Source organism: Streptococcus oralis (genome assembly GCF_003944215.1).
In the GTDB taxonomy this organism is placed as follows: Bacteria; Bacillota; Bacilli; order Lactobacillales; family Streptococcaceae; genus Streptococcus; species Streptococcus oralis_BI.
Window position 1 is genome coordinate 48,539 of the sequence record NZ_RJVZ01000010.1, and the last position, 17,124, is coordinate 65,662.

A 17,124-nucleotide genomic window follows, 5' to 3' on the forward strand; every position below is an offset into this window, starting at 1 on the left:
TGCCCCACTTTTGTCCCATTTTTAAATCATGACATTGAAAATACCTAAAATCACTTATATTTCAATATTTTTAATTGCTCTCAATATGAAAGTCCTTTCCAAATCCCTGTAGGGGGCATCTAAATACAACAGGAAAAAGCCTTGATTTACTAGGCTTTTTTGTGTAGTCTTAGCACTAAAAAACGATAGAAAAAACACCCCTTCTGAACTGCACCCCAAAAGTTAGACAGAAAAAACCTAACTTTTGTGGCGCAGTTCATTCGCGTCACATGAAGTTATTTAAGCATCTCCCTTTCTCTCATTACCATTTTCTGTTATAATAAATTGTACTTCTAAAATAGAAAGGTCTTAAGATGACAACTCTTGTTAAACATAAACGTGTAGAATTTTCAGAACTTTTTTATGACCTAGTTTTTGTTTTTGCAATTTCAAAAGTAACTACTTTAATTGACCATCTTCATAACGGTATTTTGACTTAGAATTCTTTCCTTGATTTTTTCATTGCTACTTTGTTTCTCATCGATTCCTGGATGATTCAAACCGATTATACCAATCGCTATGGAAAGAACTCTTTATTTAACATAGTAATCATGTTTATCAAAATGGGAATTTTACTCTTTATAGCCAATATGATTGGACCTGATTGGCAACAATATTTTCATTATCTCTGTTGGGCTATTGGTACATTAACCCTTACCTTATTTTTTCAATATTTGGTTGAATTTTTTAGAAAATCAACCGATGATGCTAATCGGGAAAGTATCAAAGGTTTTCTATGGATAACAGGTCTAGGAAGTTTAGGATTCTATCTAGCAGCTCTTCTTCCTATTTACCTTAGAGTCTATATCTTATTTGCTAGTATTCTGCTAACATTTATTATGCCAAGTATCTTGCTTAATAAAGATAAGCATTACCAGGTAAATCTCCCCCATTTAATCGAGCGCATCTCCCTTCTTGTCATTATTATGTTTGGAGAGATGATTACGGAGCTAGCTAACTTCTTTACAATCGAGAATTTCTCGATTTATTCGGTTCTTTATTTCATTATTATGATTTCTCTGTTCTTGTTTTATTTTGGTCAATTCGACCATGCTATTGATGAAAAATCTAATCAAAAGGGACTATTTCTAATTTACAGTCACTATCCTATTTTCATTGGACTTCTTATGATGACCGTTTCGATGAGTTTTCTTCTGAATCCTGAAGCTAATCGTCTCTTTGCAACCAGCTTCTCTTATATCGGATTTGGCCTCTTTCAAGCTGCTGTCCTAGTAAATGGGCCCTATAACAAACACTATCTTAGCTATTCGAAAAGTTACTACTGTGTCCAAGCGACACTCTATCTGGCTGCCTTGATTCTCTCTTTAATCTTTGCTTCTAATCCTATAATAGTAGTGAGTATAACAACCATTTTTGCTCTAGCTATAGCCAGTCATTTTATTTATTTTTATGTGACACAGAATAAAAAATATTCCAAATCTAACTGGGGGTTATTTTAATGAGTTTATAACATAAAAAAGCTTTGGGAACCAAGGCTTTATATGATATCAATCACCGACCACGAAAATGTTTAGCTTACAGAACTGCTAGTGAAGCTCTAGAGGATGAGTTCGAGTAAATGTTGCACTTATTCTTGCAATTTATCATTTACTTGATGCACGAACTCGATATTTTTTTCGTTAATTTGTTTTTGCCCCACTTTTGCCCCATTTTTAAATCCTGACATTGAAAATACCTAAAAGTATTTCCCTAAAATCAGCTATATTTCAACATTTTTGTTTATTTTCAATATGAAAAGTTCTTACAAATTCATGCAGGGGGCATCTAAACAACAGGAAAAAGCCTTGAAATCAAGGCTTTTTTGCTTTCTATCTACCCTTTTTCATGATGTATTTTCGTATAGGTACTTCAACCATTTGAACGATTTCAAATCCTTCTTTTTGGTAAAGCTTGTAAGCTGTTTGATTTGCCTCGTAGACATTTAGAGAGACAGTATCTATGTCTTCATTTTCAAAGGCCAAACTAACAAATTTCCTTAAAGACTGGCTACCTAAGCCCTGCCCCTGTTTCTGGGGATTGATAAAAAATCTCCCGATATGAAGATTCCTGTCTTCTAGCCTGATTTTCTGGATAAGCCCCACAAACTCTTGTTCATCAAAAATTGAAAAGATTCCTTCCAAATCTTGCAAGATTTGAATTGTTAAGGGAAAAGGAATCATTGTTCCCATCCATTGTTCTTGAAAGGATTTGCCAAGGGAGTTGGACCATTGACATAAGAGCTGAGCGTTTTCTGTGCTCACATTTTCTTCAAAACGAATCATCATCTTGACCTCACCATCTTATCTATGTTTCTTTATTATACTACTTCTTCTATTTTTTACGAATAGATAAGTATGATTGATCTTTATTTTTTTCTTGTCGGGAGCATTCTCGCTTCTTTTCTAGGTTTGGTCATTGACCGTTTCCCTGAGCAATCCATTATCAGACCAGCTAGTCACTGCGATTCCTGTCAGACTCGCTTGCGCCCCTTAGATTTGATTCCTATCCTCTCTCAGGTCTTCAATCGCTTTCGCTGTCGCTACTGCAAGGCTCGCTATCCATTCTGGTATGCTCTCTTTGAACTCGGCTTAGGGCTTGTCTTTCTGGCTTGGTCTTGGGGCTGTATTTCCATAGGACAAGTCATCCTCATCACTGCTGGCTTGACCTTGGGTATCTACGACTTTCGCCATCAGGAATATCCCCTACTGGTCTGGCTGACTTTTCACCTAATCATCCTGGCTTTCTGTGGTTGGAATCTGGTCATGGTCTTCTTTCTTGCCCTTGGAATTTTGGCGCATTTTATCGATATTCGCATGGGTGCAGGGGATTTTCTCTTTCTGGCTTCTTGTGCTCTCGTCTTTAGTGTGACCGAACTACTCATCTTGATTCAGTTCGCTTCTGCAACAGGAATTCTAGCCTTTCTCCTGAAAAAGAAAAAGGAAAGACTTCCTTTCGTGCCTTTCCTCTTACTTGCTGCTTGCATGATTATTTTTGGTAAGCTACTGCTTGTTTGATAAAGTCCTCAATTGGCTCTCCTTGGTGGAGAGCTTTTACGATTTTTGAACCGACGATAACGCCATCTGACACTGCATTGAAACGTTCTACATCAGCTTGACTAGATACACCAAAACCTGTCAAGACTGGGATGTCAGCTACTTGATGCAATTGTGCCAGGTGCTTGTCCAAGTCTGCACGGTAATTTCCTGATTTCCCTGTCACCCCATTGATGGCAACAGCATAAACGAAGCCTTCAGCTCCCTTGATCAACTCTTTTTGACGGTCGAGTCCTGTTGTCAAGCTAACTAGGGGAATCAAGGCAATGTCTGTATCTGCCAAAAATGGCTCTACAAAGTTGGCATGCTCATGAGGCAGGTCTGGGATAATCACTCCCTTAACTGCTGTATCTGAAAGATTTTTGACAAATTTCTCCACACCGTACTGAAAGAGGGGGTTGAAGTAGGTCATGATGACCAGTGGAACCTCTGTTTGAATGGTTTTCAAGGTTTCAACCAAAGCCTGGGTAGAAGTTCCGTGAGCTAGACTACGCAAGCCTGCTTCTTCGATCACAGGTCCATCTGCAACAGGGTCCGAAAAGGGAATACCCACTTCAATGGCTGAAACACCCAAATCTTCTAAAAAGTGGATTGTTTCACAGAGACCATCCAAACCTTTCTCATGGTCTCCAGCCATAATATAGGGGACAAAAATTCCCTTTCCAGTTGCTTTAATAGCGTTCAGTTTTTCTGTTAGTGTCTTAGGCATGAGCTTCTCCCTTCTTTGCTGCGTCTGCTTCCAAACGGTCTTTGACTTGAACTACATCCTTGTCCCCGCGACCTGATAGACAGACAATCATAGACTTGTCTGGACCAAGTTCTTTGGCTAATTTCACCGCAAAGGCGATAGCGTGACTAGACTCCAAAGCTGGGATAATCCCTTCCACACGAGACAAGAGTTGGAATCCTTCCAAGGCTTCCTCATCTGTCACAGGAACATAGGTCGCACGCTTGATATCGTGGTAATGAGAATGTTCTGGACCGATACCTGGGTAGTCCAAACCTGCTGAGATAGAGAAGGCTTCTAAGATTTGTCCATGGGCATCTTGGAGAACATCCATGAGAGAACCGTGAAGAACTCCTGGGCGACCCTTGGTCAAGGTAGCTGCGTGATGCTCTGTATCTACACCAAGTCCTGCCGCTTCAGCTCCATACATAGCTACAGATTCATCTTCCACAAATGGATGGAAGAGACCGATAGCATTAGAACCACCACCAACACAGGCTACTAGGGCATCTGGCAAATCTTGCCCTGTCAAGTCACGGTACTGTTGTTTGGCTTCTCGACCGATGACACTTTGGAAGTCACGAACGATTTCTGGGAAAGGGTGGGGTCCTAAGGCAGAACCAAGGATATAGTGGGTATCGTCGATATTTGCCACCCATGAACGGAGGGCTGCATTGACCGCATCCTTGAGCACGCGCGAACCATCTGTTACTGCCTCAACCTTGGCTCCCAAAAGCTCCATACGGAAGACATTGAGGGCTTGTCGTTTGACATCTTCCTCACCCATGTAAATGGTACATTCCATGTTAAAGAGGGCTGCAGCTGTTGCAGTTGCTACACCGTGCTGACCAGCACCTGTTTCAGCGATAATTTTCTTTTTGCCCATGCGCTTAGCCAGAAGAACTTGGCCCAAGGCATTGTTAATCTTGTGGGCCCCTGTGTGATTGAGGTCTTCCCGTTTGAGATAAATCTTAGCTCCACCGATATGCTGGGTCAAGTTTTTTGCGTAGTAAAGGGGAGTTTCACGTCCTACATACTGGCGTAAGAGCTGGTTTAATTCCTCTTGGAAACTTGGGTCCGCCTGACTTTCACGATAAGCTTTTTCCAACTCCAAAACTGCTGTCATCAATGTTTCTGGGACAAAACGTCCGCCGAATTTTCCGTAAAATCCATCTTTATTTGGTTCTTGATATGCCATTCTTTGCCCTCTCTATAAATCTTCTAATCTTTTCATGATCTTTTTGTCCATCTGTCTCCACTCCACTTGATACATCGACTGCATAGGGAGTAAAGTGTCGAATTGCTTTTACTACATTGTCTTCCTTAAGCCCACCTGCGATAAAGAAAGGCTGAGCTAGTTCTGCCGTATCCAGTTGGCCCCAGTCAAAGATCTGGCCACTCCCTGCCACAGGGGCATCAAAGAGTAGATAATCTGCCCGAGAATTGGGCACATGCCCCTCTCCATCCACCTGCACAGCCTGAATGCTGGCACAAGGTGAATCCTCAAACAAATCATCTGCTACCTGACCATGAACTTGAACCAAGTCCAAGCCAACTTTTTTAATTGCTTCTAGTAGTTCTGTCCTACTTGGTGAAACAAATACGCCAACCTTTTTTACATCGGAAGGAATGAGCTTTGCGAGCTCAGCAGCCTCTTCCAAGCTCACCTGTCTTTTACTAAGCGCAAAGACAAAACCAATGTAGTCTGCCCCTGCTGATACGGCTGTCTCTACCGCTTCTTTGGTCGATAATCCACAAATCTTAACCTTTGTCAATCTGCAACTCCTTGATTCTTTGAGCCACATCCTCTGCCTGCATGAGAGCTGTTCCCACCAAAATTCCGTTAAAGGATGATGCTACTCGTTCCGCATCCTGTCCTGTGAAAATGGCAGATTCAGAAATGTAATAGTGACCTTTCTTAAAGTGCTGAGCCAAGTCTACACTGGTCTGCAAGTCGACTTCAAAGGTGGTCAAGTTACGGTTGTTAACCCCAATAATCTCAGCACCCAGTCTGTGGGCCACCTCTAGTTCAGCAAGATTGTGAGTCTCCACCAAAACTTCTAGACCAAGCTCTGTCGCATAGTCGTAAAGTTCCTTAAGGCGTTCTTCTGACAAGGCTGCCACAATGAGCAAGATGACTGTCGCACCCGCATTGCGAGCACGGATGATTTGCTTTTCATCGATGATAAAGTCCTTATTAAGCGTCGGAATGTTTACCTGACTGGAAATCTCACGCAAATAATCCAAATGCCCTTTAAAGAAAACTTCATCTGTCAAAACCGAAATCATCACTGCGCCGTTCGCTTCATAAGTCTGGGCCTGTTGTACAATATCCACATCGAGATTGATATCTCCCAAACTAGGGCTAGCCTTCTTGACCTCAGCGATTACCTGTAAACGGTCTTGATGTTGTTTTAAATAGTCAGCTAAGCGATAGGTCTGGCGCAAGGGCTGGATTTCCTCCAGCTCCATCTGCTCGACTTCACGCGCCTTCTGCTCTAAGATTCGTGCTAAAAATTCCTGACTCATTTTTGGTACTCCTGTAACAGTCTGAGTTTTTCAAGGGCCTTGCCACTAGCAATCACTTGACGAGCCAAGGCAACTCCTTCCTTGATACTAGCAACCTTACCATTAGCATAGAAACCAAGACCAGCATTTAAAACTGTCGTTTCCAAGAATGGACTTGGTTCGTTTTGAAGAACGCTAAGCAAAATCTCTGCATTTTCCTGAGCATTCCCTCCACGGATATCTTCAATAGCGTAGCGTTCCATCCCCAAATCCTCTGGAGTAAAACTGGATAAGGTAATTTCGCCATTTTCAAGAAGAGCAATCTTGGTTGTTCCGTTCAAGCCGGCTTCATCAAGACCTTCTGGTCCAGCAACCACAACGGCACGTTTTCGCCCCATATTTTTCAAAACCTGAGCGGTACTTTCTAGCAGTTCTGGACGACTAATACCAAGAAGCTGTGTTTCCAAGGCCATTGGGTGAATCAGTGGACCAGTCAAGTTCATGATTGTTGGAATTCCTAGTTCCAAACGAGCGGGCATGATGTACTTCATAGCTGGGTGCATATTTTTAGCAAAGAGAAAGACGATTCCAGTTTTATCAAAAACCTTACCTAGTTCAGCTGGTTTGAGGTCAAGATTGATACCCAATGCTTGAAGGACATCTGCAGAACCCGATTTAGAAGAAATCGAACGGTTACCGTGCTTGGCCATGTGGATGCCGCCACCAGCCAAGACAAAGGCTGCAGTTGTCGAAATGTTAAAGCTGAAAGACTTGTCCCCACCTGTACCGCAGTTATCCATAGCATCATGTATCTCAGTTGGAATGTGTTGGGCATGCCCTCTCATGACTTGTGCAATGGCTGTGCGTTCTTCCGGTGTTTCCCCCTTCATCTTAAGGGCCAAGAGAAGAGAAGCAATCTGCGCTTCGGTTACACGCCCAGTTACGATACGCTCAATGACATCCGTCATTTCCACACCTGATAAATGTTCAAATTTTGCTAATTTTTCAATAATCTCTTTCATCCTAGTTTCCTCACTTTACAACCTTCTCGATAAAATTCCGAATAGAAGACAAGCCATCTGGCGTTCCGATACTTTCTGGATGGTATTGGAAGCCATAAATCGGCAGGCTTTTGTGTTGAATTCCCATAATAGCTTGGTCATCAGTCGAACGAGCTGTAACTTCAAAGCCTTCTGGCATTTCTTCAATCAAAATACTGTGATAACGCATGACTGGACGACCATCCTCGATGCCTTGATAGAGAACAGATGGCGCTTCAAAGCTGATGTGGCTCTGTTTCCCATGCATAACTTTTGGAGCCAAGCCTAGCTTCCCACCAAAGACTTCTGCAATAGCTTGATGACCCAAACAAATACCTAGAATTGGCTTCTTGCCTGCAAAGTCACGAATCATATCTTCCATCTTTCCAGCATCAACTGGCCAACCAGGACCGGGAGAAAAAACCAGACCATCTGCTTTTTCAGCTTCTTCATACAGCTTGGGATCATCATTTCTCAAAACCTGCACCTCTGCAAAATTCCCGATGTATTGGGCCAAGTTATAGGTAAAAGAATCATAGTTGTCAATCAATAAAATCATGGTCTTAGTTCTCCAATTCTAGTCATAGATTTAGCTTTGTTAATGGTTTCTTGGTATTCGTTTTGGGCGATGGAGTCGTAGACAATCCCTGCCCCGGCCTGCACATAGGCTGTTTGATTTTTAAGAATCATAGTTCGGATGGCAATGGCCAAATCCATATCACCTGTCGCAGACAAGTAGCCGATTGCTCCTGCGTATACGCCTCGTTTTTCCGTTTCCAGTTCATAGATCCGTCTCATGGCCCGAATCTTTGGTGCTCCTGACACTGTTCCAGCTGGAAGTGTAGCTTTCAAGGCATCCATGGCAGTGAGGCCTGGAAGCAAACGTCCCTTGACCACGCTGGTCAAATGCATGACATAGCGGAAGAGCTCCACTTCCATATACTTGGTGACTTGAACACTGGCCGTTTCAGAGATGCGACCAATATCATTGCGTCCCAAATCTACTAACATCCGATGTTCTGCTGTTTCCTTCTCATCAGAAAGCAGGTCTGTCGCCAAGGCCTTATCCTCTTCATCCGTAGCTCCTCTTGGTCGCGTTCCCGCAATCGGATTAGTTGTCACAATGCCATTTTTGACAGAAACCAAACTTTCAGGACTAGCACCGATGATTTGATAATCCCCAAAATCATAGAAATAGAGGTAATTAGATGGATTGGTCACGCGGAGATTTCTGTAGAAGTCAAATGGATTTCCAGTAACTTCTGCTGAGAAACGCTGGCTGAGCACGCATTGGAACATATCACCATTACGAATCAAGTCACGAGAAGTTTCCACCATTTCCTCAAACTTCTGAGGAGCGATATGCGGTTTGAAGTTCAACGGAGATAGATCCAAATCTTCAAATTCATTTGGAGCAGGAATGCGTAATTCCTCAAGCACTTGGTTCAAGGCTTTTTCCAAATCTTCTTGACTGCGATCGCTATAAAGAGCATCCTCTATGACATGAATTTTTTCTTTCTTGTGGTCAAAGACCATATAACTCTCATAGACAAAGAAATGCATGTCTGGCGTTCCAATGGTATCCTCAGGGATTTGGCCAATTTCTTCATAAAGAGAAATCATATCGTAACCGACAAAGCCAATAGCTCCCCCACCAAAAGGGAGATCTGAATGGTGTTGGCTCTTATGAGTCACTTCATAAAGGAAATCCAAAGGATCCCGATCAATCACTTGACCATTTTGATAAAGGACTCCATTTTCAAACTGAATCTCAAAAACAGGATTATAGGCTAGGATAGAAAAACGAGCGGTTTCCTTGTCTCTCGGAATACTCTCTAGGATAACCTTGTGTTGCCCTTTTAAGCGCATATAAGCCAAGATTGGTGATAAGACATCTCCATGAATGATTCGTTCCATTGTAATTTCCCTTTCAGTTTCTTATTTTTAATTTTTGGTCTTTTTTCTATTTCCCTTAAATAGTGCGGACGGGAGGTAAAATTATCCAGTGGATGATTTTAGAAATCCATGAAATGAAAGACCTAATTTTCGAGCTCCTCGCTCATTCATTTCTAGGCTCAGGCTAAAATAGTTCCCCAAACTATTTTACTCTCAAAAATTCCGTTCTAGAGAAGCATCTTTGCTTCTCTAGAATACCACTATAGCGGGAAATAGCGGGTCAATGCTCACTTCGTTAGCAAATATTTTATAGAAATCTATCTAGTGATGAAGCATAATTTAAAACTGATAGCCATATCTACGATAAATATATAAAAATCCCCACGCAAAATAACTTGCGTGAGGACGAAATTCGCGGTGCCACCTCAATTATAGGATTTCTCCTATCTCTCATTCCTGTCTCAGAACTTTCCTATAACAGGCTGTGCGATAAAGGGCACTCCCTTGAGAATTATGTTTTCTTCTCTCGTTTCAGATGGACCCAACCTTACAGCTTTCTCTGCTTGATTCCAGCAACCACAAGCTCTCTGTGAGAGAAAAGACTGTAATTTTTCCATCTTTTATTTTTTAGCTTCTAGGTAGTCTGCAATCGCAGCTACGTCCTTGTCTCCACGACCAGAGACATTGATGATGATAATATCATCCTTACTTAGTTTCGGTGCACGTTTAACCGCTTCTGCGATGGCGTGCGAACTTTCAATCGCTGGGATAATCCCTTCAGTCTTGCTTAGAAGGAGCAAGGCTTGAACAGCTTCTTCATCTGTCGCTGCTACGTATTCTACGCGGCCTGAATCTTTGAAGTAGGCGTGTTCTGGGCCGACCCCTGGATAGTCCAAACCAGCTGAGATAGAGTAAACTGGCGCCAGCTCTCCGTCTTCCTTAAAGACTGCATAGGTCTTCATACCATCGACAATTCCGACACTACCTTTTGTCATAGTGGCTGCATGCTTGTCTGTGTCAAGTCCATGACCGGCAGCTTCGACCCCAACCAATTTGACTTCTTCATCAGCCACATACTGTGAAAAAGCACCGATAGCATTGGAACCACCACCTACACAGGCAATGACGTAGTCTGGTAAACGGCCTTCTTTTTCCAAGATTTGACGGCGAGATTCTTCACTAATCACTTTTTGGAACTCATGAACAATAGTTGGATAAGGGTGAGGCCCCACAGCAGATCCCAAAACGTAGAAGGCTTCAAGGTCATTCATCCATGCTCCAAAGGCTGCATCGACCGCATCCTTGAGGGTACGAGTGCCTGTTTCAACTGCGTGAACAGTTGCTCCCATCATCTCCATACGGAAAACATTGAGACGTTGACGCTCCACATCCTCTGCCCCCATATAGACATCACAGGCCATACCAAACTTGGCTGCAGCTGCTGCTGTCGCAACACCGTGCTGACCAGCTCCTGTTTCCGCAATCACTCGCTTTTTGCCCATACGTTTGGCAAGAAGAATTTGACCTAAAACGTTGTTGAGCTTGTGAGAACCAAGGTGGTTAAGGTCTTCGCGCTTGAGATAAATCTTAGCCCCACCTAAGTGATCTGTCAAACTTTCCGCAAAATAAAGCGGTGTTTCACGACCAGAATAATCCTTCAAGTAATGGCGAAATTCTGCCAAAAATTCTGGATCATCCTTGTACTTGTCAAAAGTCACTTCTAACTCATCCAACAAAGCCTGAATTGGCTCCGGTACAAAACTACCACCAAATTGTCCAAAATAACCTTTAGTTGTCATAAAATTTTTCCTCTTTCCATATTAATTCGGCTTTTTGTTTGCTTTTAGTAGTAGGCAAGGAGCTGCAGATAGAACTCAAGTTCATCAAAGCGACTTAACGCCCTAATAAAAGATAAACAAAATGACCGAAAGAAAAAGCCCACACACAGAATCCACTTCCGTGTGAGGGCGTTGGTAACGCGGTGCCACCTCAATTATAAAGGGACTATTCCCCTTTACATCTCTGCCTTGTCTAACAACAAGTTGCACTGTAAGGTGTGCGCACCGAATTTTCATTGTTTCAAATTCATTTTTAAAATCAGCCCACTTTCACTACTTCCAACCACCTGTTCACAATCACCACAGGCTCCCTGAAGATCAAACATAGTTACTTTTCTGATTTGTTGAGAATATTATATGCTATTGTCCGCTTTTTGTCAAGATTTTTTATTATTTTTTTCCAGAACCGAGGATTTCTTCAGAAATTCTCACCAAAGTCTGAACGATGTAATCAACTTCTTCATCGCTTAATTTTGTATGAAGAGGAAGCGTAATTTCATTTTCAAAGAAGGCATAAGCTCTTGGATAATCTGCCATATCAAAACCAAGATTCTTATAGGCTGTCAAGAGAGGAAGCGGTTTATAGTGTACATTACTTGCAATTCCTGCTTTGGCCAATTCTTGGATGATGAGGTTGCGTTCTTTTAAACTTGCTCCTTCTACATGGGTGATGTAGAGGTGGCGTGAAGATTCGACACTATCAGTCTTGTGTGCCAATGGACGGATGCGAGAACCTGCAAAACCACGATCATAGCGGTCCACGATGTCCTTACGACGTTGTAGCAAAGCTGGGTAACGATCCAATTGTACCAAACCAATCGAAGCCATGATATCCGTCATGTTGCACTTGTAGGCTGGTGTTACGATATCGTATTCCCATGAACCCAGTTGCATCTTGGCAAGGGCATCCTTTGTTTGACCATGAAGGGAAAGGATTTGGAATTCCTTGTACATCTCTTCGTCGTCAATAGCTGGATTGGCCTTCCAAGTCGCACTTCCTCCCTCAGCAGTTGTAAAATTCTTAACGGCATGGAATGAGAAGGAAGTAAAGTCAGCGATAGAACCAGCTGGTTGCCCTTTATAAGTAGATCCCAAAGCATGAGCACTATCAGAAACAATCACGATACGGTTAAAGGCTTTTTGCCACTTGCTAGCAGCTGTAAAGAGATCCCGTTTTTTCTCCACGACTTGGAACAAACGGTCATAGTCGCACACAATCCCTGCAAGCTCAACCGGAATAATCACCTTGGTCTTTTCAGTAATAGCTTGCTCAAGCAAGTCATAGTCCATTTCAAAAGTATCTGCTTGGATATCCACCATGACAGGTGTCGCTCCTACGTGTGTGATGACACTGCAAGAAGCTGTATAAGTCATAGCTGGAACGATGACCTCATCACCAGGTCCCACTTCCAAAACACGCAAAATCAACTCAAGAGCGGCAGTCGCAGAGTTAAGGCAGACAGTCTTAGGTGTCTGTGTGTATTGGGACAAGCGACGCTCCAGTTCTTTTGTCTTCGGACCTGTTGTGATCCAACCAGAACGAAGGGTATCCGCTACTTCAGCAATTTCAGCTTCGGTAATATCGGGTGGTGAAAATGGAATATTGTAATTTGGCATTGATTTGCTCCTTTTATCTGTACTCATTTTCTCATGACTACATTATTTTAGCACTTCAAACACGGTTTGAAACATGATTTTGATGTCTCCAAGGAAACTAAACTCTCGGAGATAGGCGAGGTTATAGCGCATCTTTTCAGGAAGGACATGCTCTACATAGGCTTGGTCAACTGACAGACCTTTCTCCGTCATTTGACTGATGATAGTATCCTCATCCTTGTAGTTGATGCTGGCTGGAGAGGTGATTCCTGCTGGCAAGAGCAAGGTCGCCATCATTTCAGGGCTATACTGCTCGGTGTAACGTGGCACTTCAGGTCGTGTACCGACAAAGGACATCTCGCCTTTAAGTACATTGACCAGCTGAGGTAGTTCGTCCAAACGCACACGGCGAATGAAATTTCCCACTTTGGTAATACGGCTATCGTTAGCAGAAGTCACCAGACTTCCTTTTTTATCTGCATCCGTTACCATAGTACGGAACTTCCAAATCTTGAACGGCCGGTTGTACTGGGTCACGCGCTCTTGCTTGTAAATGACAGGTCCCTTGCTATCCAACTTGATCCAAATGCTCAAGATAAGAAAGACGGGAGAAGTCAAAAGTAGCAAAAACAGGGCTAAAACCCAATCCAGGCAACGCTTGAAAATCAACGAACCCTTCCTTTTAGAGACAAGCTGGTAGTAAGACTCAACCTCGCTTGATTGCATTTCCACGGGCAAGTCTTCCCATTTCAGCATGCTGTTTCTCCTTTGTTTTTATTATACTATTTGTCAACATTTTTCATTATACCACAAAATGGAAAAGGCGGTGCAAGAAATCTGTGATTTGAAGAATTTCCTTCTGATGTTCAATGAAAATCAAAGTACTGCTTTGAGGTTGCAGACTAAGCAGACATGGTTTGAAGAGATTTCCAAAGAGTATTAGGACATAGCTCCAGCCTGCAAGCTATACATCTTGTGATAGGTTCCTCCCAAGGCCAAGAGTTCCTCATGGGTTCCACTCTCGATGATACGCCCCTTGTCCAAGACGTAGATGCAGTTGGCGTCTTGGATGGTCGAAAGGCGATGAGCAATAGCAATGGTCGTCCGACCCTGTCTCATCTTAGCTAGGGAATCTTGAACCAAACTCTCTGTTTCAGAGTCAATATTGGCTGTCGCTTCATCCAAAATCAGGATTTTAGGCTGACTGGCGACTGTTCTAGCAAAGGCAAGAAGCTGGCGCTGGCCAGTAGAAAAGCTCGAACCACGCTCGGAAACGGGGGTATCATAACCCTGCGGAAGGTCCTGAATAAAGGAATCTGCATCCACAAAGGCAGCCGCAGCCTGGACCTCTTCATCACTAATGTCTTGGTACATGGCGATATTGGACTTGATAGTCCCGTGATAGAGGAAGGGATCCTGTAAGACCAAACCGATATTCTTTCTCAACTCTTCCTGACTGTAGTTCCTGATATCCACACCATCCAAGAGAACGCGGCCTGACTGAAATTCATAAAAGCGCATGAGGACATTGATAATGGAAGATTTCCCCGAACCTGTATGCCCTACAAAGGCAATGGTTTCACCCTTCTTAACTGAAAAGGAAATATCATCTAGAATCTGGTGTTTTCCATCATATGAGAAACACACGTGCTCAAACCGAATATTACCTTCTGTAATCTTTGCTTGGCTATCCTTTTGAAGGGGTTCATAGGTCCTCTCGTCAATCAAGGCAAAGACACGTCCAGCTGAGACCATAGAAGTTTGAAGGGTTGAAAAGTTTTGCGTCACCTCAATCAAGGGGTCAAAGAGCCGATTGATGTACTGGATAAAAGCATACATGGTTCCTGCTGTTATTCCCAGATAAAGCCCGCGGTAACCAAAGTAGGCCATCAAGACTGCATATCCTAGGAGTTTCAGCAAACTCATGGCAGGTCTCAAAAAGAGGGCATCCAAGGCCACAGAACGGTTGGCATAGACCAAGTGTTCTTGGTTGATTTCATCAAATTCTGCTTGCAGGCGATTCTCTTGGTTGAAGGCCTGGATAATCCTGATTCCCTCGATATTCTCTGCCAGCTTACTATTGATATCTGACAAGAGACTTCTGGTTTTTTCGATGATTTTCACTGACTTTTTCCGATAGAGATTGACTAAAAGGAAAATCAAGGGTAGAAAGAGCAAAACTAAAGCTGTCAAACGAAAATCCAGCACCAACATGGTATACAGAGTTGTCAGAAAGATGAAAACTGCTGAAATAAAGCTGGATAAAATTCCCGAAAACATATCACTGATGGTCTCAGTATCATTGGTCAAACGAGAGACGATGGAACCTGCTGGCGTCTTGTCAAAATAAGACATGCCCAGTTTCTCCATATTGGCAAAGGCATCGTGACGAATATCTCTGACAATACTGTAGGACACCCGCGCAAAGAGAAGATTGCCGACATACTGGACCAGAGTTTGCAGGATATAGAGGCCATAGTAGGCCAATAAAACTGTAATAGCAAGATGGTTTAGGTTGCTGAGGTACTGGTCGATAAAGTGGGAAGCCACAAGGGGAATGACACTTTTAATGATTGTAGTCACGAGGAGAAAACTGAGTGCCAAAAAGGTCAGGAGGCCATAGGGCTTGAGATAAGACATCAAGCGCTTCAATACAGCCAATTGTTCTTTCTTATTCTGCATCTTCTTCTCCTTTCATTTCCAACTGCTGAGACTGGTAGGTTTGGGCATACCAGCCATTCAGGACTAGCAAGTCATCGTGCTTGCCCCGTTCGATAATTTGACCATTTTGCAGAACCAAAATCAGATCTGCATGGACAACTGCACTGAGTCGATGTGCTGTAATAATAGTTGTCTTGTCCTTGCGCGTCTCCTTGAGATTGTCGATAATCGCATACTCTATCTTGGCATCCACGGCTGACAAGGAATCATCTAGAATCAAGATATCAGGGTCTAAAATCATAGCCCTACTCATAGCCAGACGTTGCTTTTGACCACCTGAGAGACTGACTCCCTTTTCACCGATCAGCGTATCAAATCCCTGAGGCATGTCCACAATATCTTTATAAACTTGAGCTAGTTTAGTCGCTTCCTCGACCGCTGAAAGGGGCAAATTAGGATTGCCGAAGCGGATATTGTCTAAGATAGAGGTCGCAAAGAGAAACTGATCTTGAGGGACATAGCCCATGAGACCACGAAGGTCTGTCAGACGATAATCACGAATATCGTGATCGTTTAGATAAATAGCTCCCTTATCCACATCGTATTCACGCAAGAGGAGCTTAATCAAGGACGTTTTCCCAGAGCCTGTCTGTCCGACCAAGCCTAGGGTTTGTCCTTTTTCTAAACTAAAGTGAATATCCGTCAGTGTCTCCTCATTTTCAAAGGCAAAGCTGTCAATAGCGTACTCCAAACGTCCATTTTCAATACCGTCCAGAGGAAACTCAGGGTCTTTTACAGGTGATTCCTGAGATAAAAGTTCCTCAATCCGTTGGTAAGAAACCTTGCCTCGCTGAGTGATATTAAAGAGGAAACCAATGGCCATAAGAGGCCAGACCAGCATATCCAAGTAGCTGATAAAGGTGACCAGATTCCCAACCGTAATCTGTCCCTCCTGAACCATCAAGGAACCGACCAAAAGGGTTAAAACATAGGATGAACCAACAAACAAGAGAACCATAGGGTCAAAGAGACTATCGTATTTCATGGTTTGGAGGTTCTTTTGGAAGGTCAATTCATTTACTGCCTGAAAGGACTTCAACTCGTCCGCCTGATAACCGAAAGATTTGGTCACTTTGATACCCGATACAGACTCCTGCACCTTGTTATTGAGTTCGGAAAATGCCGCCTGTGACTCGCCAAAGGCCTTGTGGGTCTTTCTCCCTAGACGACTGGTCGCATAGGCCATGAAAGGCAAGGGAAGAATGGCAACCAGAGTCATCTGCCAAGAAATGCTAAAAAGCATGGTCAGCAAAGTCACCAGCGCCGTGATGGAAGCATCCACTGCTGACATGACTCCTCCACCTGCGAGACGAGTTAGGGCATTGATATCATTGGTGGCGTGTGCCATCAGGTCTCCCGTTCGATAGGTCTGATAAAAGGCTGGCGACATTTTTGTGAAATGCTCAAACAATCGAGAGCGCATAATCTGCCCCAGACGGTAGGAAGTTCCAAGGATATACATGCGCCAAACATATCGCAGATAGTACATCCCAAAGGCTGCCAGCAGCAGATAAAATAGATTAAGAAGGAGGTCCTGATGGGTTAATTGCCCCGATGTAATGGCATCAATCACCCGCCCCATAACCATGGGAGGAATGAGATTGAGGACGGAAACCAAGACCAAGGCCATAATCCCGACTAGATAACGGCGTTTTTCTAACCTGAAAAACCACCAAAGTTTTTGAATAATGGACATAAAATCCCTT

General features: G+C 43.1%; 14 protein-coding genes, 1 pseudogene and 2 other annotated features. Of the genes and pseudogenes, 2 read left to right on the forward strand and 13 right to left on the reverse strand.

Annotated elements, in window-relative coordinates:
• The first annotated feature begins 353 nt into the window (after positions 1 to 353).
• Positions 354 to 1,499: pseudogene (locus D8804_RS06885) on the forward strand (low temperature requirement protein A).
• 369 nt (positions 1,500 to 1,868) lie between these two features.
• Here the strand turns inward: D8804_RS06885 and D8804_RS06895 are convergent.
• A complete protein-coding gene (locus tag D8804_RS06895) occupies positions 1,869 to 2,324 on the reverse strand; it encodes a GNAT family N-acetyltransferase (RefSeq protein ID WP_084946315.1) in 456 nt (151 codons plus the stop codon).
• 69 nt (positions 2,325 to 2,393) lie between these two features.
• Between D8804_RS06895 and D8804_RS06900 the strand changes: the two genes are divergently transcribed.
• A complete protein-coding gene (locus D8804_RS06900; RefSeq protein WP_125399266.1) occupies positions 2,394 to 3,053 on the forward strand; it encodes a prepilin peptidase in 660 nt (219 codons plus the stop codon).
• On the opposite strand, the gene trpA is transcribed toward D8804_RS06900, so the two are convergent.
• From trpA to D8804_RS06960, 12 genes are all read right to left on the reverse strand, one after another.
• A complete protein-coding gene (gene trpA, locus D8804_RS06905; protein ID WP_125399267.1) occupies positions 3,025 to 3,801 on the reverse strand; it encodes a tryptophan synthase subunit alpha in 777 nt (258 codons plus the stop codon). The genes D8804_RS06900 and trpA overlap by 29 nt on opposite strands.
• Positions 3,794 to 5,017 (reverse strand): tryptophan synthase subunit beta, encoded by a 1,224-nt coding sequence (gene trpB / locus D8804_RS06910; protein ID WP_084925140.1) that lies wholly within the window; start codon positions 5,015 to 5,017, stop codon positions 3,794 to 3,796. The genes trpA and trpB (D8804_RS06910) overlap by 8 nt, the downstream gene beginning before the upstream one ends.
• A complete protein-coding gene (locus D8804_RS06915) occupies positions 4,995 to 5,594 on the reverse strand; it encodes a phosphoribosylanthranilate isomerase (RefSeq protein WP_185774047.1) in 600 nt (199 codons plus the stop codon). The genes trpB (D8804_RS06910) and D8804_RS06915 overlap by 23 nt, the downstream gene beginning before the upstream one ends.
• Positions 5,581 to 6,348: an indole-3-glycerol phosphate synthase TrpC gene (gene trpC / locus D8804_RS06920; protein WP_125399269.1), complete on the reverse strand. Its 768-nt coding sequence runs from the start codon at positions 6,346 to 6,348 to the stop codon at positions 5,581 to 5,583. Before trpC ends, D8804_RS06915 begins: the two co-directional genes overlap by 14 nt.
• Positions 6,345 to 7,349, reverse strand: a complete 1,005-nt coding sequence (gene trpD / locus D8804_RS06925; protein ID WP_125399270.1) for an anthranilate phosphoribosyltransferase — start codon at positions 7,347 to 7,349, stop codon at positions 6,345 to 6,347. Before trpD ends, trpC begins: the two co-directional genes overlap by 4 nt.
• A 10-nt stretch (positions 7,350 to 7,359) precedes the next feature.
• Positions 7,360 to 7,926, reverse strand: coding sequence for an aminodeoxychorismate/anthranilate synthase component II (locus D8804_RS06930; protein ID WP_000601900.1), 567 nt, complete (start codon positions 7,924 to 7,926; stop codon positions 7,360 to 7,362).
• Positions 7,923 to 9,284 (reverse strand): anthranilate synthase component I, encoded by a 1,362-nt coding sequence (gene trpE / locus D8804_RS06935; protein WP_000439663.1) that lies wholly within the window; start codon positions 9,282 to 9,284, stop codon positions 7,923 to 7,925. The genes D8804_RS06930 and trpE overlap by 4 nt, the downstream gene beginning before the upstream one ends.
• 377 nt (positions 9,285 to 9,661) lie before the next feature.
• Positions 9,662 to 9,887 (reverse strand) — a binding site (T-box leader).
• Positions 9,884 to 11,062, reverse strand: coding sequence for a tryptophan synthase subunit beta (trpB, locus tag D8804_RS06940; protein ID WP_000208442.1), 1,179 nt, complete (start codon positions 11,060 to 11,062; stop codon positions 9,884 to 9,886). Its footprint overlaps the feature before it by 4 nt.
• A gap of 161 nt (positions 11,063 to 11,223) precedes the next feature.
• Positions 11,224 to 11,449, reverse strand: a binding site (T-box leader).
• 42 nt (positions 11,450 to 11,491) lie between these two features.
• Complete coding sequence (locus D8804_RS06945) at positions 11,492 to 12,718, reverse strand: DegT/DnrJ/EryC1/StrS family aminotransferase (RefSeq protein ID WP_061586759.1); 1,227 nt, start codon at positions 12,716 to 12,718, stop codon at positions 11,492 to 11,494.
• Between the two features lie 42 nt (positions 12,719 to 12,760).
• The gene (locus D8804_RS06950) at positions 12,761 to 13,453 is read right to left on the reverse strand and encodes a sugar transferase (protein ID WP_000922221.1); all 693 of its coding nucleotides are present in this window, start codon (positions 13,451 to 13,453) and stop codon (positions 12,761 to 12,763) included.
• 183 nt (positions 13,454 to 13,636) lie between these two features.
• Positions 13,637 to 15,379, reverse strand: a complete 1,743-nt coding sequence (locus D8804_RS06955; RefSeq protein ID WP_049479913.1) for an ABC transporter ATP-binding protein — start codon at positions 15,377 to 15,379, stop codon at positions 13,637 to 13,639.
• The gene (locus tag D8804_RS06960) at positions 15,369 to 17,114 is read right to left on the reverse strand and encodes an ABC transporter ATP-binding protein (protein WP_125399271.1); all 1,746 of its coding nucleotides are present in this window, start codon (positions 17,112 to 17,114) and stop codon (positions 15,369 to 15,371) included. The genes D8804_RS06955 and D8804_RS06960 overlap by 11 nt, the downstream gene beginning before the upstream one ends.
• Positions 17,115 to 17,124: the final 10 nt, after the last annotated feature.